The sequence below is a fragment of the Methanobrevibacter sp. genome (assembly GCF_017432245.1).
In the GTDB taxonomy this organism is placed as follows: Archaea; Methanobacteriota; Methanobacteria; order Methanobacteriales; family Methanobacteriaceae; genus Methanobrevibacter.
In genome coordinates this window covers 1-17,147 of record NZ_JAFRJO010000088.1, presented here as the reverse complement: position 1 = coordinate 17,147, position 17,147 = coordinate 1, and the positions used below count along the sequence as shown (strand labels likewise).

Below are 17,147 nucleotides of genomic sequence, written 5' to 3'. Positions count from 1 at the left end.
TAGCAAAGGTCTATTAATATGGGCACCATCAATATTGCCCCTATCCCTATCATAATGTATCCAAGATAATGCAAGATGATTTTTATATCTTGTCTTGATAAGTAATTTATCCTCATAATGTCCACCTTTTTACTAATGGCTTTGGATTAGATTTTTAAATGATATTAGTCCTTATTTGCTTTTATAGTTTATTTATAAACTAAAAGAACTTAATAATCGACTGAATTATTTTTAAAAATATTTATTTTTTTTAAAATATATTGAATAATGTTTATAATTATATTAAATCATTATTTAAATTTTTTTATTATTTATCTATTTGCCAAGATTTTTAATTAATGTATATTTTTGTACAACAAAGATTTAAATAGTACATTATACATAATAAAGTATACATGATTTAAAATATATAATTAAAATATATATAATAAAGGAGATTAAAAGTGTTTTTTCCCAGTATTGAAGAAGCAAAAAAGAATGAATTCATTAAAAATCCAGTCCAATCCATTAACTAATAAGGTGGAATTATGAGGATAAATTACTTATCAAGACAAGATATAAAAATCATCTTGCATTATCTTGGATACATTATGATAGGGATAGGGGCAATATTGATGGTGCCCATATTAATAGACCTTTGCTACCTTGAACAAACATACCTTATTGGCTTGATTCCACCAGCAATATCAATTGGATTAGGTTTTTTATTCGTTGAAACATTTAAAGAGTACGATAAACTTAAATTCAAGCACAGTATGTTCATATCAAGTGTCGCTTGGCTATGGGCAGGATTTGTAGGCGCTATCATAATGATGCTGATATTGGACATATCATTTATAGATGCCTTTTTTGAAAACATTTCCGCATGGACAGGAAGTGGATTGACCATGTTCAATGATGTGGAATCACTGCCAATGTCCATCCTATTTTTAAGAAGTCTTGAGCAATGGATTGGTGGATTAGGAGTGGTAATCATTTTCATTAGCCTCCTTATTAAGCCCGGAACCTCTGCATTCAAGCTATATAAATCAGAAGCAAGAGACGATAGGATTAGGCCAAACATTAAGAATACCCTTAACAAAACAATACAAATATATCTTATTTACACTTTATTCGGTATCATACTATACCTTTTGGCAGGCCTTCCTCTATTTGATTCTATAAATCTTACATTTACAACCATTTCCACTGGCGGAATGTCAATAAAGAATGCAAATGTAGGATTCTATAACAACAACATTGTCTACTTGATTACAATGATTTTAATGTTGCTTGGGGCTACAAGCTTTACAGTCCATTATAATCTGGTAAAGACAAAAGGAAAATCAATAATAAAGGATATACAATTCCAAGCAATTATTCTAAGCATTATAATCAGCGGAATATTGATTGCTGCAATAACACATATGGCTCCAATGAACGTGATATTCCATATAGTCTCAGCAGTGACAACAACAGGTGCAAATATTGCAAGTTCCAGCGAATTGGCATCTTGGGCACCTGCTTCATTGATTATCATAATGATTTTAATGGTAATGGGAGGTTCTTCCGGATCAACAGTAGGTGCTGTAAAGACAATTAGGGTAATTACATTCCTAAGAGGAATAAACCTTACCGTTACAAATGTAATTGCTCCTAAAAGAGTTGTGAGTGCGAAGATAGCAAACAGAACCTTTAATGAAAGGGAAATTAAGGAAGCATCCTCATACATTATGGTTTACTTGATGTTTTTAATCATATCTTGGATAATAATGACTTTCTATACAAATGACCCGATCAATTCCTTGTTTGATGTGACCTCTACAATAGGTAACGTTGGATTGAGTACAGGCATAATCAATGGAAGCTTAGCCACATTCCCTAAGATAATGCTGATATTCTTGATGTGGATAGGAAGATTGGAGATCATCCCTATCTTACTTACAATACAATTAGGATTCAGGACATTTGAACAAAGCTTAAAATTAGCTAAAAGAAAGTTCAGAAGAATAATTAACATATAATCCCTAACTTAATTACTCCCAAATCCAAAAAGGTAATTAACTTAAGATAATACATAATTTAATTACTCATAAAATCAAATTATTAGTATTGAAAGTTAAGTGGGGAAAATTAATGGTTAGTCAAGCAAGTCTCATATACATAACTGAACAGTTAATATTCATAATTTTAGCAATAATATTCTTCTTTGGGCTTTATTTTATAAGTTCATACATAATCGAATATCTTAAGAAAAATAGGCATAACAGGTTATTGAATGCAACCGAATATTTGCCTAAGGAAGAGACTCAAACTTTAAAGCAAGTCTTTTATCTTATAATCATAACACTTTGTTTTGTAGATATCCTTTATTCCATAGTATTTTGGGCATCAGATGACTTTTACAGACATTTCATTTTTTATGACACCATTGTATCATTGATAGCTTGTTTGGCAATTAAAAAAGATACCGCAACAGAAAAAATAATCATGGTGTTTTTAATCCCTCTTTCTTCATTGCTACACTCTACCCTTGATGACCCTGCAATATTATTGATGATATTATTAGCTATCCATTTTATAGGATTAGCTTATGTGATAAAAGTGTATTATGGCAAATTCATTCATTATACTGAATCAAATGGATTGGGAATAAGTATCTTGTTGTTATTTGGACTTGTATTTGTAAGTTTCATTTTTACCTCATTTGCTGAAGGAAAAAATTTATTGGACTCATTGGTAATGGTTTCAAATGCATTTACAAGTAATGGTTATGCTGTATTAGGTGACAGCCCAATTGGTAAATTGAATAGCTTATTCCTTGTTTGGGGAGGATATATCCTATCAGGTGTTGGTACCGCAACATTAGCTACAGCACTTGTATCAAGACACTTCAATAAGAAATTTGAAGAATTGGAAGAGTTAATTAAAAGCAATAACATTAACAATAATGCTGAAAGTTCTGATGATTTAAAAAAAGAGGACTGAATAAAAAAATGGGATTGGATGAAAAAAGAAAATGAAATTCCATTCATTTAATTAAAAATTCATTTAATCAAACAATGGACTCATTAAGCTACTTGTTTTTTAATTGGTGGCACATAGCGTTTAAGCAATAGGGACAAACTGATTACTGTAACTGAACTTAATGCCATAGCTAAACCTGCCCATTCTGGACGAAAAACTATGCCCCAAATAGGATAAAGTATACCTGCAGCTACAGGAACAAGAATCATATTGTATGCAAATGCCCAGAAAAGGTTCTCCTTGATTCTTGTCATGACCTTTTTAGAGAACTGTATTGAAGCCACCACATTTTCAAGATCTCCTTCCATAATGACAATATCACCGCTTTCCATAGCAATGTCTGTACCATTTCCCATAGCTACACCGACATCAGCTTGAGATAATGCAGGAGCATCGTTGATTCCATCACCAACGAATAAGACTCTTTTTCCTTCTTTTTGAAGTTGGCGAACCTTGTCGAGCTTGTCATTTGGAAGCACATTCGCCATTACATTATCTATTCCAACTGCACTTGAAACGGTACTTGCAGTCTTTTCATTGTCTCCTGTAAGCATATAGGTTTCAATGCCCATCTTATGCAATTCATCAATAGCTGATTTTGAATTTTCCTTTATCTTGTCCATTAAAGTGATTATTCCTTTAATCTCGCCTTCAACAGCCATCACAATAGTTGTTTTTGCTTCAGATACGAAATTGTCGAAATCAGATAAGATATCATCACTTAAACTTACTCCTTCTGATTCCATAAGCTTAAGGTTTCCAGCAAGAACGTTTTTCATCTCACCGTCAATATTTACTTTAGCCTTTAATCCCTTACCAGTGATGTTTTCAAAATCATCCACTTCAAGCAATGAAAGATCTTCTTTTCCTTCATTTGCCAATTGAATGTTATTGGCTTTAAATCTGCTTAATATGGATTTTGCAATAGGGTGATTGGAATTGTTCTCAACACTTGAGAGTATTTGAAGGAATTTTGATTCATCACCATCAAATGCTATGATATCTGCTACATCCGGTTTGCCCTCTGTAATTGTGCCTGTTTTATCGAATACACATACATCAACATCCTTAGAGCTTTCCAAGGTTTCACCATTTTTAATGAGAATTCCATACTCTGCTGCCCTTCCAACACCTACAGTCACTGCTGTTGGAGTTGCAAGACCAAGTGCGCATGGACATGCAACCACAAGAATTGAAATAAGGCAAGTGAGAGCAAAAAGCAGTCCAGAATTTGCTACAAAGTACCATAATAGGAATACAATAATAGCTATTGTAAGGATTACAGGTATAAACCAGCTGACGATTCTATTTGCAAGCCTCTGTACAGGAGGTTTGGATCCTTGTGCTTTTTCCACAAGCTGAATGATTTGTGAGAGCACTGTCTCTGAACCAATCTTTTGGGCTTCAACCTTTAAGGCACCATCCTGATTGATTGTTCCTGAGAATACATTGATTCCTGCCTTTTTAAGTTTAGGAACCGGTTCTCCAGTAATCATAGCCTCATCAACATAGCTTTCACCATCAACTACAATGGAGTCTGCTGGAATCTTTTCACCAGGCTTTACAAGCAGGATATTTCCTATTTCAATGTCTTCAATATCTATTTCCTTCTCAATGGAATTGCCTGATTCATCGGTTGTGACAAGAGTTGCTGTTTTTGGCTGCAGTCCAATAAGCTCCTTGATTGATGAGGATGTTTTTCTTTTAGCCCTTGCTTCCAAATATCTTCCAATAGTCAAAAAGGAAGGTAGCATTACAGCGGATTCATAGAACATGAAACTTGAGTCAAGAACTATGCCAAAAGTTCCTAAAACACTTGATACGAATGCTACAAGAATACCCATAGAATACATCACATCCATATCCAAGTTTTTATGCTTGAATGAGTTCCATCCTGCCTTTAAGATCGGATAGCTTACATAACAGAATGGGAAAATAGCTACAATCAATGAAAGCTGACCCATAGTCAATGGAGGAATCATTATATGGAATTGCATGATTGCCATTAAAATTCCTGCAAATATCAAACCAACAATGATTCTGTATAATTTGCCTCTAAGGTCCTTTTGGTATCTTTCCTCTTCATCCATCACATCAAGTTCACCATCAAGACCAATGTATTCAAATCCTAACATCTCAATGGTCTTTTGAATCTCCTTTAGGTTCAACATATCCCTATAGTACTTTATGGTGACTTTTTGATTGGATAGGTTTGCATTTGCCTCTACAACACCATCTACACGTGGAAGGAACTTTTCCACATTGTTTACACAGGAAGCGCAATGCATGCCATCAATTTGAATTACAACTTCCTCTTTTGGAACTGTAAATCCAACTGATTCAACGGTCTTATCGATTATATCAGGAGAAATCTTGTCATTCAAGACCATATGAGCCTTATTGGTATTCAAATCAACATTGATGGAATCCACTTCATCAAGCTTGCCAAGTGATTTTTCAACAAGCAATGAGCAGGATGAACAGTGCATGCCATCCACTGGAATATTCAATTCTTTTTGAGCCATTATTATTCCTCCCAATTAATCATTAAAAAAAATAGTTCATGAAAATAAATATAATTATAATAAATTTCTAAATAGAATGTCTAAATCATTTAATATAAGTGAAAAAATAATCAATGAAAATGTAAAATAAAAAAATAGTTTATAAAACCATTTTAATTATTCCACTTCAAATCCTGCTTCCTTAACAGCTCCTGCTAAGTCCACATCAGACACTTTTTCATTGTCATATTCGACTTCTACTTTATTAGCGTCCAAATCTACAACAGCAGATTCTACACCATCCAAATCCATCATGCAAAGTTCAACAGCTTTTGCACATGAAGGACAGTGCATTCCTACAACTTTTACTTCTTTTTTATCGATTGCCATATTTTCACCTAATAAATTTTTTAATTGTTGTAAATAATTTTGTTTTTATATAATAAAAATATTTATAATATTAATTTATATTACTGACATATAAAGTTTTGGTATACCTAAAAATAATTATTGAAAAATATTTAGAGAAATAGAAAAATGTAAACTGATTAATAAAAAAATTTCTGTGAATAATAGACAAATGTTTGATTAAATTAAAAAATCATCTACAAAAAATAAATAGTATGGTATTAAATATGAATAAAAACAAATATTTTATTATGACTAATGCAGATCTTATTCAAGAACTTATGAAACAAGCTAACTTGACTGAAGACCAAGGAAATATCGTTAGTGATATTTTCGCAAACAACTTCTCTGCTGGCGGAGGAGCTGAAGACGTGATAGTTAACTTGATTGCTGAGAAACTGGGAGTGGATAAGGCGAGAGCTAAAGATATTTACACCATAGGTGTAGGTGTCCTCACTACTACTGGTATCTTAGACAAAATAAAAGGGATTTTCAAGAGATAATATTTTTATTATCTCTTATTTTTTTAAAAAAAAGCTATTTTTCTGATTTAAACTGAATTCCCTATTTAATAAACTCTCTTTTTAAACAATTAAAAAATAGGCTTATGCTTCAAGATTTTTCCATCCTGAATTACAGTTAAAATATTATCATTATTTGCTAAAGATTCTATTTTATCAATTGGATTCTCTTTTACAATAATCATATCCGCTATTTTTCCTTCTTCAATGGAACCTAAGTCATTTTCCTGATTGAAGAATCTGGCCCCTTCAATGGTACCTGCCTGAATAGCTTCAAGAGGACTTAATCCTACATCAACAAGGTATTTTAATTCACCAAGATTTCTTCCATGGTCTATTACACCACAGTCAGAACCCATTAGGAAGGTCACTCCCTCTTCATAAGCGGTAGCTATGTTTTCCTTTTGTATTTTAACAACTTCTTTAAGTTTCTTTACCTTGTCATCAGCAAAATTATCCCAAACTGGGAAACCTTCTTTAATTAGTGTGTGATGAACTACCAATGTTGGAGTGAGATACATTCTCTTTTTGGCAAGTAACTGTGAAGCCTTCTTATCAATGAAAGTACCATGTTCAATTGATTTTACACCTGCCTTTGCACACCTTTCAATTCCTTCCAAACTATGACAATGGGCAACCACTTTCAAATTATGATTTTCTGCCTCATCTACAATTGTTTTAAGCTCTTTCTTATTGAATTGTGCAATGTCCGGAGAAGTGTATGGGGATAGAATTCCTCCACTTGCCATTATCTTAATGAAATCTGCACGTGCCCTTATTACTTCACGGGTTTTCTTTAAAACACCTTCCACACCATCACAGGTTCCAACTGGAAACCCAGGATATGCGATTTCCATATCAAATCCTGAATTCAAATAATGGTCAAAATGTCCTCCTGTAATAGCTAAAGGCTTTATTGAAATATTCAATCTTGGAGCGGGGAAAATCTTCTTTTCCTGAGCCATTTTAACTCCAATGTCCGCAAGTCCAGTGTCACGAACAGTAGTTACTCCTGCATCAATTGTTGCTTTCATATTGGATACAGCATTGTAGAAGTAATATGACAGAGGATCTTTCATGATATCCTCTTTGTGAAATCCATTTGCCATGATATGAGCATGGGAATCTATAAAACCAGGCAATAGGTAATCATCTTCACCATCTATTACAATATGGTCTTTGTATAATGAAGACTCTTCTGTATGCAAGGACTTTATTCTGCCATTTTCAATTAAAACATGACGCTCTTTAAGAGGTTCCTCACTAAAAGGATTGATAATATTTACATTTTTAATATAAATAGAAGACATAAAACCAACTCAAAGTAAATCAAAATCAATTATAATAAAGTTATTTTACCGTTATCACTGTCAACTTCAACCATTTGTCCATTAACCAATTCTTCAACACTTGATGGAGAATCAACCATTGGAATATCAGACATGATTGCTCCAGTCGCTATAATAGGTTCTGCCTTTAGGCAAATAATTGCTTTAGGGGCTGTGTTGTTTTTCATCATCTGGAAGATTACATAAGATCCTACGGTAGAACCCTTACCTCCTGGAATGAAAAGGACCTTATCCTTAATGGATTCCCCTTTGAGTTCATGGTTTGGGTCAATGACTATACCGGTTTCAGGGTCTACTCCACCTAAAAAACTAATTGCTTCACTTGATACAATTAGTTCCCCTTCTGCTTTTCCTTTAGAAATATTTCTGCATTCTATCATAAAATCACATGTGAAATAAAATAATTTAATTAAAACTACTCAAAAAGTAAAATTTAAACTTTTTAAAAATTATCATTAAATATAATTAATTTATTAATTCTATTATAAAAATTTTAAAATTTTTTATTGTATCTTTTTGTACCCTACAACGAATATTTATATATTTTAAAGTATATAACAATTGTTATAAAATATGATTTGATAACAAATTGAGTTAATTAAGAAAATTATTATATATTAAAAATAAAATACTAATTAACTGTAATTATTTAAAATACTAATAGGTTTGAAAGAATGAACAAAACAACAAAAATTTTAACTATTCAAGATATTTCATGCTATGGACAATGCTCAATAACTGTTGCACTCCCTGTAGTTTCTGCTTTTGGAATTGAAACTGCAATCCTTCCTTCTGCAGTATTATCTACACACACATCTGGTTTTACAGATTTCACAGTTAGAGACTTGACTGAAGACCTTCCTGAAATTAGAAAACATTGGGAAAAGGAAGGAATAAGTTTTGATGCAATCTATACTGGTTTCATTGCATCACAAGAACAATTAGATTACATAAAAGACATCATAGACTCAAGATTAAAAGATGGGGGACTTGTATTTGTAGACCCTGCTATGGCAGACCATGGAGAATTCTACAATGGATTTGACCAGGAATTCGCAGATGCTATGGGTGAACTTTGTAAATTAGGAGACTATATTCTCCCTAACACAACTGAAGCTTGTTATATCCTCCATAAGCCTTGGAAAGAAACATTCTCCAAAGAGGAAATGTTGGAAATGGCTAAAGAGCTTTCCCAATTCACTAAAAGATATGTTATCCTAAAAGGATATGAAAATGACAATCATGAAATGGGAATGATCATTTTAGATAAAGTTGAAGACACAATTGATATTGTCTACAATGATAAGGTAGACTATGTATCTCACGGAACCGGTGATGTCTTTGCTTCATCATTTGTTGGATCAACAATGTTAGGAAAATCCTCTTCAGCTGCAACTAAAATAGCTGGGGAATTCACTAAAAAGGCAATTGAAAAAACAATTGGTGATGAAACCCATACCTATGGAGTTAAATTCGAACAGGCAATTCCTGAACTTTACGATTTATTAAAGACATTTTAAAACACAACAATTTAATTGTTAAAAAATAAAAATAAAAATATATTTGAAATTATTTATTGAATCCACTTTAAAGTAGGCAAAACATGGAAAATCGTACTGGTCTTTTTTCAAATGGGGTTATCTGGTTTGGAGTTGCTATCTCTGTTTCAGAAATAGAAGCAGGAATACAGCTTGCTTCCTCAGCCCCAATTGATTCCATTTGGCTTCCATTGGTACTTGGACACATTATAGGTGGAATTTTACTATTTTTTACTGGATTAGTCGGTGCACGCCTAAGAGTGAATGCTATGGAAACCATCAAATCCACTTTTGGTGATTACGGTTCCAAATTCTTTTCCTCATTGAATGTTATGCAGCTTATAGCATGGGTAGCAGTGCTGAATGCTCAAGGTGCAGCAGCAATGATGGGATTGAATTTGCCAATATCCTTCACTCTAACCTGCATAATTCTCTCTGTAATTATTGCAATATGGGTTTATGTTGGACTTTACCGCTTATCAAAAGTAACCACTGTCATGATGGTGGTGTTAACTGTATTACTGGCAATCCTATCATTTAAGCTATGGGGAGGAAACATTTCAAATGTAGTGCCTATTGCATCCTTTGCAAGCACAAATAACCCCGCACTAAGCTTCTGGAATATTTTTGAAATATCAATAGCTATGCCTATCTCATGGCTTCCTGTAATTTCAGACTATACTAAGGATGTTGAAAAACCTGTAAATGGAACAATGATTTCTGCAGTTGCATACACTATAGCAAGCCTTTGGATGTATGTCTTAGGTATGCAAATCGTTGGAATTGGAACAACAAGCATTGCACAATCAATCCTTATGGCAGGTCTTGGAGCTCAAGGAGTAATTATTCTAGTTCTTTCAACTGTAACATCCAACTTCGTAGCGGCAAATTCAGCTGGAGAATCCTCAAAGGCTATCGTTAATAGAATCAATCCTAGAATTGCTGGAGTTGTAGTCAGCATCTTAAGCTGTATACTTGCCATTTCAGGAATCATGGATCACTACATTGGATTCCTATATCTTATCGCATCAGTGTTTGCACCTATGGCTGCAGTGCTTTTGGTTTCATTTTTCATTTCAAAAGAAGATACTGGAAATACAAAGATTTGGTACTGGAACATGTTTGCATGGTTTGCAGGGTTTATAGTGTATCAATTGACTGTAGGACTTGATTCAATCCCATTAGGTCCAACATTGCTTGCTATAATGGTGTCAGCTGCACTGGCTTATATTGGGGTTTTAGTGAAAAATAGACCTCAATCAAATTTGATTCAAGGCTAGAATAGCAAGATTACAAATATATAAATAGTTATAATAAAAAATTATAATTATGGCTGAAGAGAATTTTATGGAAACCGGTAGGCTCGAAGCATTTTATGATGCAATCATTGCAATTATTGTAACTGTGCTTGTTTTGGAATTGCCACAACCTGCAACTGCATCTCTTGCATCAATTTGGGCCTTGAAAACATCTTATTTTGCATATGTAATAAGTTTTTTAGTATGCGCTAACCTTTGGCAATACCACCATTTAATCTACAATCATGTTGATAGGATCAATACTAAAATCATTTGGCAAAACATCTTATTGATGTTTGTATTCTCATTGATTCCTTATTTGACAATCTTCGTTGCAAATCATCCAAATGAGTTCATTCCACAAGCATTATACGGCCTTGATTTTATTATCGTTGATATAATCCTATATTATATGGCAAAATCCTTGCTTGAAATAAATCAGAAAAATGAGGAATACTTAAAAAGTGCACTGAATGTTAGAGATGCATTGTACATTCCATTTGCAATATTCATTGTCGGATTCATTATAGCACTACTTGGATACCCTATTGCAATCATTATATGCTGCTTGATTACAATTATTAGGTCTTTATATGTGTCTTTGAAAGGATGAATAAAAAATCCCAATGTCATTTTCTAAAAAAAATAGAATTAATAAACGTCCTTTTTCATGACTTCCCTTAATACTGCAGTTGCATAGGACCCTTTATCAATGGAAAACTCACACATCACACCATCATCAGTTGCCACTGCACTTGCATCCCATACCTGGAATCTCATAGCTCTTCTAAGGCCATGGCTTCCTAAACGAGGCATTTTAGGAACTTCAAAATCAGCTTTAGTCAATCCATAACTGTCTAAAATAGACTCTTCCATCTTTCCTACTTCTCCACCTGCAAATGGAACTTTTGTACCGTACAATGGACAGGTCTGGTTTATTTCAAAGGAAGACACCATTTCCTGAAACTCTTCATTGCTTTTATCCCTTACAATACGCTCTTCCTTGTCTATAACGATATCTCCTTCAATGTATTTGTCCATTCCCATAGCCACTCTTTCACTTACTGCAGCATTGAATAAAAAAGATTGATAAGCATGAACAAACATTCTTTGAAGTGGCTTTGGAAGTGCATGAATGGCATTTTTATAAGCCTTGTCTGACAATTCCACTTGAGATTTGTCCACTTCTTCAGGTTCGATTCCTTCCTTTTCAGCAATCTTTCTGATAGCTCTTTTTTTCTCTTTAATAAGAACCTTAATCATCATCTTTTCATAACGCATTCCAGGATGCATCAATTCCAAGGACTTTTCCCAGTCTCCATCATCGTATGCTTGACGAGCTGCTCTAGCTTCTTCACCTTCTTCTGGAGAAGGATTGCCAATATATCTTCTTACAGCTTCCTTCAAGTCATTTTGAATGAGAGCTTCACCAACCAAATGAGTGTTGGTTCTTGGCTTTCCGAATCTTTGCCAGCCGAAGTAATTAGGAACACCTGTTTTCTCAAGAGTCTTTAAAATGGCATCAGCTCTTTGAGCTGCATCTTCAATAGCTAATCTTCTTGTCTCCTCATCTTCTGAGCCCATTCCATCAATGTCTTTCACCAAGATTCGGAACTTATTTCCTTTAAGTTGGCCCATTCTTAACTTTTTTCTTCCTCTTACAACCTTTAGGAATTCAGTGTTGTGAATAGTTCCTTCCAATGCCTTGACTTGATTGAACTGTTCTTCAGAATCCATATTAGCTATGCATATCCATTGGCGAGTAATGGCTTTCTTGTCCTTCATTCCTGCAAAACCCATTCTTTTCCTGTCTATATGAAGGTCTCTTGCAATGTCAAGCAAAACATCAAGGGTGGTTCTTCCCAATTTTTCAATCCAGATGTAAATGTTTGGACCTTCTCCATCAGGAATCACTTCAGGGATTTCCTCTACATAGAAGTCTTCCCATCTGTTTCTGATTGTTCCACCGATACCTTCTTCCTTTGTTACATAAGTATTTGCATTTAGCATAGCCATTCCTCTAAAATAAAAATAATAAATCCAAATTAATGATTTATCAATTCTTTAAAAAAGTTAAAATCAGTTATTAAAAATAAAAAATGCCCTGGCCGGGATTTGAACCCGGGGAATGGGATCCGCAGTCCCACGTGTTATCCAAGCTACACCACCAGGGCAAGAACAAATGAAAAATAGTAAAAATAGTCTAAAATAAGTCAGGCACTATTATAACATAAATATATTAGTATATTCCAATATATAAATCTTGGCTATGAACACAAATAAAAGTAGAATGGACAAGAAAGGAATTAGAATAAATACAATTTATAGGAGTAATTTCCATAGTTTCTAATAGCTACATTGACTCTATCTGAACTTTCATAGTCACCGTTTGAAGACAATACTTCTCCATTCAAATTATTGCTTTCTACAAAAGCATAATGATGATTATTATCTAAATAAGCTGAAAAAAAATCATCTAATAACGATTTTACTTCTCTTTTTGAGACAATGGAATTGTTATTGCTGGATAAGATATATGATATCCTTTCAATTAAAGTATAATCCCTTCCATCGACCTTGGATGACATGATTTCCATAATGTCTTGGCTTGTCTTAAAATCATGGTTTTCTTCAGACAAACTTGGGACATCAATATCAATTATCATATTGAAAGCAATGAGGACCATAAGCAAAATGAAAATGGAAAGCAATGCATCTATCAAAGATGCAAATCCCTTATTGTCATTGATTAAATTAAACATAAAATCACTTAAATATTTGTAAATTTATATTTGATTTAAACCTATAAAAAGCTTTTTAAAGCATTAAAATGACTTTAATATTGATTTAAAATTAGAATATTGACTGAAATTAAAAAATAACATTTAAAATGTAAATTATATTAAAATGAAAATAAAAATAGACTAATTAATAAATTGAAATAAAGTTCTTGAAACCCATTTATTCAGATGAAAATCTTAATCCTTCTGATTCCATTAACTTGACATTTTTCTGAACTTCTGTTCTATACCATTGTCTTAGTTCCAGCTCTTCCTTATCTAATGAGTCAGTGCCAAGGGTATCAAAGAATTTTATATTTCTCTCCATAATGCTTAAGTTATTAAGCCTATTTGGAGGCACTTTGAAAGGATCCTCTTTATACAAAAGAATAATATAAATCACCATAGAACAGGAAGCGTAATAAGAATCATGATAATGATCAACAAATTTATCTACAATTGATTTCATATTTTCTAAATTATTAGCTTCATATTCCCGTTTAAAGTCTTTAGCTAAATCCAATTCATCCTGCTTTTTAAAAATTCCCATAAAATTTTGAAGCAAACTCATAAATACACGCCTTTTACTTAAAAAATATTAAAAATAGATAAAATAAAGAAAATAGAAAATAAAAAAAATAATTTAATTAGAAATTATAGGATTCATTGATTTTACCGGTTACATCACGGATTTCTGCAGTAGCTTCTTCCAAGTGGAAAATAGCCATTTTAAAACCGGTTTCATCATTATAGATTCCTTGCAAGAATTCATTTCCTGCAACTATAGCATCTGCCATGTCATAGGTTTCTTCAAATACAACTTTTCCATAGTATCTTAGGAAATCAGTCTCTACAAGAGCTACAATTTCTACATAAGGGTTTGCTTCCATTTGTTTGTAGACATCCTTATGATTTCCCACACCAAAGTAAAGCTTACCATCTTTGAGAAGATGGAAACCTAAAGGTCTGTTCTTTGGTTTGTCTCCGTCAACAGTTGCTAAGAAAAACACTCCTGCTTCAGTCATAAATTCATCTATTCTTTCTGCACCTTCTGCCATTTATATCACCTGTTTAATTTTAAGAATAAAAATTTAAAAAAATAATTAAAATAATAAAATAATTAAATCTTGTAATTATTTATTATTAGATAAAATATAATCAATAACTCTTTCTTTTTTCTTAATGGAATTATCCGCTGCCTTTTGCACCTTTTCCTTCATGATTTCAAAGTCTTCTGGAGTTGTATCTCCAACAAGTTTTTTGATTTTAGTGTATGCAGCTTCCCTGAATAAAGGAACTAAAGTTTCTTCTGTTCCATCTTCCTTCATGAGAATAGGGGAACCTTTATCGTTTACCTCACCGATTTCAGTAATGTAAACGCCAACATCAGAAACTACCTTTTTAACATCTTCAGCAATTTCCGGAGGCACTACAAGCATGAGAGAGTCTGTAGAAACACCAAGAGGATCAATATCCAAATCTTCAAGCATATTCAATACATTTGGAGCCACGGTGGACTTGATCTTGTCATGGTAGAACTCCAATCCTACACCAGTTGTTTCACAAATCTCATGAGCATCTCCTCTAAGACCACCATTGGTCACATCTGTCATTGCATGAACGTCCTTAACGAGATCTGCAGCAAACAATGCCTTGGAAGCCTTTACGAAACTGATGTTCATTGTATCCCATACAACATCGAAGTAGCCGTTATAGAGAGCAGTTGTAGTGATTGTTCCACCACCGGCACCTTCAGTCATAAGAATAATATCTCCTTCAGTTGCTCCTTTTCTTGCAGTTGGAGGGTACTGTGAAACACCTACACTTCCAACACAGCTGACTAACCTGTCACCAAGAACCATGTCCCCGCCTACACGCAAGGTACTTCCTGCAACAAGAGGAACATCAATAAGTTCAGATACTGCACATACACCTGCAGTATAGTCAAACAATTTGCCTATATCTCCATCATCAGCCAAGTGAAGATCACTTAGAATAGCTACTGGGTCTGCCCCCATTACACAGACGTCCCTTAAGGTAGCTCTGGTTACATGGAAACCACCTAAAAATGGATATTCACTGAGTCTTGAGTGAATTCCGTCAACAGCAGTGGTTATATAAACATCATCTCCAGGAGCAGGAACCTTAACAACTCCTCCGTCATCCTGAGCATTTGGGTCAACTACAGATTGGACATTTGCACTTTTGACAATCTGTGCAATCTTTCTGTGTACAAAGAAGTCTCCTGCACCACGGGAGCCTACACCCATCTTTCCCATGCCAACATTAGCCTTTGGCACAGTGATGATGTCCTTTAGGAATTCATCTTCAGTATTGTTAAGCTCCATTGTGGTCTTGACTTCATCAATGACACTTTCAGCCATCAATATTGAATGTTCATCTGAAATGTCCTTAAATTCTCTTATTCTTTCTGCAAGGATAGACTTAAGCTCTTCTTCATCTTCACCTTTAGTAAGTCTTCCTCTTACAAAACCTTCTATATCCATGTTTACACCATTTAGATAAAAATTTAATTAACAATTTAAAAAAATATGATAATTATGATTCAAAATTTACAAAATTTATACACTGATTCGGACAAGCTGCAACACAAACCTTACAGTCTCTGCAAATGTAATCCTCTTTAACTGATGATTTGCCATCAATAATTACAAAACTGTTGTTTGGACAGACTGAAACGCATCTCTGGCAAGCTTTACAATTTTCTCTATTTATCTCAATATGAGATTCTGCCAAACCTTTTTCTTCCTTTTTTTCATCGGATTTATCTCTTTTAAAAAATGAAAATAGTCCCATAAACTTACTTTATTAAAACAAATTAATAAGTTTTTATTAATGAATTTGAAAATTGTTAAAAAAATTAGAAAAATATTAAAATTAGTAAAAGACATCAAGGACAATGAAAAATAAAAATAAAAATAAATAGAAAGGATTCAAATTAAGCTTCATTTAAATCCTTTGATGGTTTTCTGTACTTGAAAATAAAGTAAACACTGAAAATAGCAGTTATGATTACAGAAATCAGATTAGCTATAAATGAATCTAATCTCAATCCTTCAGGAGCTTGTAAAATATATGCAATAGCTATTACCAAGCATACAATAGCAGGAGCGAATGTAATGATAAAATGCTTTTTATTTTCAATAAGATAGACAGTTGCAGCTAACAATACCGCTACAGCTATGAACAATTGAGCCCAAGCCATATATCTCCAAATCAATGAGAAATCAACGAATGTCAATGCAAAAGATATGATGAATAAAGGCAATGCTATTTTCACTCTGGACATGAAAGTCTTTTGATCCAATTTAAAACCGTCTGCAACAGTTATTCTAGCAGCACGTAGAGCAGTATCTCCAGTAGTGATTGGACATATTACAACACCAATGATTGTAAGGACCAAACCAATAGGGCCAACCAATATTGTAGCCATCTCATTTACGCCAACAGCAGGCGTAGCACCATAAATAACCGCCAATTGAGGTTGCCCGTGGAAAAATGCCATAGCAATAGCTGCCCAAATCAATGCAAGTATTCCTTCTACAACCATTGCTCCATAGAATACCAAACGCATATCCTTCTCATTTTCCATACATCTTGCAACAATTGGAGATTGGGATGAATGGAAACCTGAAATAGCACCACAAGCAATAGTAACAAATAAGAATGGGAAGATAGATTTTGTGGTTAAATAAAGCCCAGGAGTTGTGAATTCAGGTATT

General features: G+C 33.5%; 17 protein-coding genes and 1 tRNA gene. 6 read left to right on the top strand and 12 right to left on the bottom strand.

The features are described from left to right. The first annotated feature begins 527 nt into the window (after nucleotides 1-527). Both IJI80_RS07200 and IJI80_RS07195 read left to right on the top strand, forming a co-directional pair. The gene (locus IJI80_RS07200) at nucleotides 528-2,003 is read left to right on the top strand and encodes a TrkH family potassium uptake protein (RefSeq protein WP_292788829.1); all 1,476 of its coding nucleotides are present in this window, start codon (nucleotides 528-530) and stop codon (nucleotides 2,001-2,003) included. A gap of 112 nt (nucleotides 2,004-2,115) precedes the next feature. Beyond that, the gene (locus IJI80_RS07195; RefSeq protein ID WP_292788827.1) at nucleotides 2,116-2,967 is read left to right on the top strand and encodes a hypothetical protein; all 852 of its coding nucleotides are present in this window, start codon (nucleotides 2,116-2,118) and stop codon (nucleotides 2,965-2,967) included. An 83-nt stretch (nucleotides 2,968-3,050) separates the two neighbouring features. Here the strand turns inward: IJI80_RS07195 and IJI80_RS07190 are convergent, their stop codons facing one another. Beyond that, on the bottom strand, nucleotides 3,051-5,531 hold the full coding sequence (locus IJI80_RS07190; RefSeq protein WP_292788825.1) for a heavy metal translocating P-type ATPase: 2,481 nt from the start codon (nucleotides 5,529-5,531) through the stop codon (nucleotides 3,051-3,053). Nucleotides 5,532-5,687: 156 nt separating this feature from the next. After that, a complete protein-coding gene (locus IJI80_RS07185; RefSeq protein WP_292788823.1) occupies nucleotides 5,688-5,900 on the bottom strand; it encodes a heavy metal-associated domain-containing protein in 213 nt (70 codons plus the stop codon). A 269-nt stretch (nucleotides 5,901-6,169) separates the two neighbouring features. Here IJI80_RS07185 and IJI80_RS07180 point away from each other — a divergent pair, with 269 nt between their 5' ends. Beyond that, a complete protein-coding gene (locus tag IJI80_RS07180; RefSeq protein ID WP_292788822.1) occupies nucleotides 6,170-6,421 on the top strand; it encodes a hypothetical protein in 252 nt (83 codons plus the stop codon). Between the two features lie 89 nt (nucleotides 6,422-6,510). Here IJI80_RS07180 and IJI80_RS07175 read toward each other — a convergent pair whose 3' ends face one another. Together IJI80_RS07175 and IJI80_RS07170 are read right to left on the bottom strand one after the other, a co-directional pair. Further along, nucleotides 6,511-7,749: an amidohydrolase family protein gene (locus IJI80_RS07175; protein ID WP_292788821.1), complete on the bottom strand. Its 1,239-nt coding sequence runs from the start codon at nucleotides 7,747-7,749 to the stop codon at nucleotides 6,511-6,513. Nucleotides 7,750-7,778: 29 nt separating this feature from the next. Beyond that, on the bottom strand, nucleotides 7,779-8,168 hold the full coding sequence (locus IJI80_RS07170) for a DUF126 domain-containing protein (protein ID WP_292788820.1): 390 nt from the start codon (nucleotides 8,166-8,168) through the stop codon (nucleotides 7,779-7,781). Nucleotides 8,169-8,462: 294 nt separating this feature from the next. Between IJI80_RS07170 and IJI80_RS07165 the strand changes: the two genes are divergently transcribed. The 3 genes from IJI80_RS07165 (at nucleotide 8,463) to IJI80_RS07155 (ending at nucleotide 11,237) form a co-directional block, all read left to right on the top strand. After that, nucleotides 8,463-9,308, top strand: coding sequence for a pyridoxamine kinase (locus tag IJI80_RS07165; RefSeq protein ID WP_292788819.1), 846 nt, complete (start codon nucleotides 8,463-8,465; stop codon nucleotides 9,306-9,308). 83 nt (nucleotides 9,309-9,391) lie between these two features. Beyond that, on the top strand, nucleotides 9,392-10,606 hold the full coding sequence (locus IJI80_RS07160; RefSeq protein ID WP_292788818.1) for a cytosine permease: 1,215 nt from the start codon (nucleotides 9,392-9,394) through the stop codon (nucleotides 10,604-10,606). Between the two features lie 49 nt (nucleotides 10,607-10,655). Further along, the gene (locus IJI80_RS07155) at nucleotides 10,656-11,237 is read left to right on the top strand and encodes a TMEM175 family protein (RefSeq protein ID WP_292788817.1); all 582 of its coding nucleotides are present in this window, start codon (nucleotides 10,656-10,658) and stop codon (nucleotides 11,235-11,237) included. A gap of 38 nt (nucleotides 11,238-11,275) precedes the next feature. Here the strand turns inward: IJI80_RS07155 and truD are convergent, their stop codons facing one another. The 8 genes from truD to IJI80_RS07115 form a co-directional block, all read right to left on the bottom strand. Continuing rightward, on the bottom strand, nucleotides 11,276-12,634 hold the full coding sequence (truD, locus tag IJI80_RS07150; RefSeq protein ID WP_292788815.1) for a tRNA pseudouridine(13) synthase TruD: 1,359 nt from the start codon (nucleotides 12,632-12,634) through the stop codon (nucleotides 11,276-11,278). A 90-nt stretch (nucleotides 12,635-12,724) separates the two neighbouring features. Continuing rightward, nucleotides 12,725-12,798, bottom strand: a tRNA-Arg gene (locus IJI80_RS07145). 132 nt (nucleotides 12,799-12,930) lie between these two features. Beyond that, nucleotides 12,931-13,386 carry a hypothetical protein gene (locus tag IJI80_RS07140; RefSeq protein WP_292788814.1) on the bottom strand — a complete coding sequence of 152 codons (456 nt, stop codon included), beginning with the start codon at nucleotides 13,384-13,386 and terminating at the stop codon, nucleotides 12,931-12,933. Nucleotides 13,387-13,585: 199 nt separating this feature from the next. Then, nucleotides 13,586-13,975, bottom strand: coding sequence for a hypothetical protein (locus IJI80_RS07135; protein WP_292788813.1), 390 nt, complete (start codon nucleotides 13,973-13,975; stop codon nucleotides 13,586-13,588). Between the two features lie 76 nt (nucleotides 13,976-14,051). Next, a complete protein-coding gene (locus tag IJI80_RS07130; RefSeq protein ID WP_292788812.1) occupies nucleotides 14,052-14,462 on the bottom strand; it encodes a pyridoxamine 5'-phosphate oxidase family protein in 411 nt (136 codons plus the stop codon). A 75-nt stretch (nucleotides 14,463-14,537) separates the two neighbouring features. Further along, a complete protein-coding gene (locus tag IJI80_RS07125; protein WP_292788810.1) occupies nucleotides 14,538-15,911 on the bottom strand; it encodes an AIR synthase-related protein in 1,374 nt (457 codons plus the stop codon). Nucleotides 15,912-15,963: 52 nt separating this feature from the next. Then, nucleotides 15,964-16,221 carry a 4Fe-4S dicluster domain-containing protein gene (locus tag IJI80_RS07120; protein WP_292788808.1) on the bottom strand — a complete coding sequence of 86 codons (258 nt, stop codon included), beginning with the start codon at nucleotides 16,219-16,221 and terminating at the stop codon, nucleotides 15,964-15,966. A 142-nt stretch (nucleotides 16,222-16,363) separates the two neighbouring features. Further along, nucleotides 16,364-17,147: carbon starvation CstA family protein (locus IJI80_RS07115; protein WP_292788807.1), on the bottom strand; the 784-nt coding region annotated here is incomplete at its 5' end.

Excerpts from the sequence above, each read along its gene's own strand:
- IJI80_RS07200 (WP_292788829.1), top strand. The coding sequence starts at position 528 with ATGAGGATAAATTACTTATCAAGACAAGATATAAAAATCATCTTGCAT.
- IJI80_RS07195 (WP_292788827.1), top strand. The coding sequence starts at position 2,116 with ATGGTTAGTCAAGCAAGTCTCATATACATAACTGAACAGTTAATATTC.
- IJI80_RS07190 (WP_292788825.1), bottom strand. The coding sequence starts at position 5,531 with ATGGCTCAAAAAGAATTGAATATTCCAGTGGATGGCATGCACTGTTCA.
- IJI80_RS07185 (WP_292788823.1), bottom strand. The coding sequence starts at position 5,900 with ATGGCAATCGATAAAAAAGAAGTAAAAGTTGTAGGAATGCACTGTCCT.
- IJI80_RS07180 (WP_292788822.1), top strand. The coding sequence starts at position 6,170 with ATGACTAATGCAGATCTTATTCAAGAACTTATGAAACAAGCTAACTTG.
- IJI80_RS07175 (WP_292788821.1), bottom strand. The coding sequence starts at position 7,749 with ATGTCTTCTATTTATATTAAAAATGTAAATATTATCAATCCTTTTAGT.
- IJI80_RS07170 (WP_292788820.1), bottom strand. The coding sequence starts at position 8,168 with ATGATAGAATGCAGAAATATTTCTAAAGGAAAAGCAGAAGGGGAACTA.
- IJI80_RS07165 (WP_292788819.1), top strand. The coding sequence starts at position 8,463 with ATGAACAAAACAACAAAAATTTTAACTATTCAAGATATTTCATGCTAT.
- IJI80_RS07160 (WP_292788818.1), top strand. The coding sequence starts at position 9,392 with ATGGAAAATCGTACTGGTCTTTTTTCAAATGGGGTTATCTGGTTTGGA.
- IJI80_RS07155 (WP_292788817.1), top strand. The coding sequence starts at position 10,656 with ATGGCTGAAGAGAATTTTATGGAAACCGGTAGGCTCGAAGCATTTTAT.
- truD (WP_292788815.1), bottom strand. The coding sequence starts at position 12,634 with ATGCTAAATGCAAATACTTATGTAACAAAGGAAGAAGGTATCGGTGGA.
- IJI80_RS07140 (WP_292788814.1), bottom strand. The coding sequence starts at position 13,386 with ATGTTTAATTTAATCAATGACAATAAGGGATTTGCATCTTTGATAGAT.
- IJI80_RS07135 (WP_292788813.1), bottom strand. The coding sequence starts at position 13,975 with ATGAGTTTGCTTCAAAATTTTATGGGAATTTTTAAAAAGCAGGATGAA.
- IJI80_RS07130 (WP_292788812.1), bottom strand. The coding sequence starts at position 14,462 with ATGGCAGAAGGTGCAGAAAGAATAGATGAATTTATGACTGAAGCAGGA.
- IJI80_RS07125 (WP_292788810.1), bottom strand. The coding sequence starts at position 15,911 with ATGGATATAGAAGGTTTTGTAAGAGGAAGACTTACTAAAGGTGAAGAT.
- IJI80_RS07120 (WP_292788808.1), bottom strand. The coding sequence starts at position 16,221 with ATGGGACTATTTTCATTTTTTAAAAGAGATAAATCCGATGAAAAAAAG.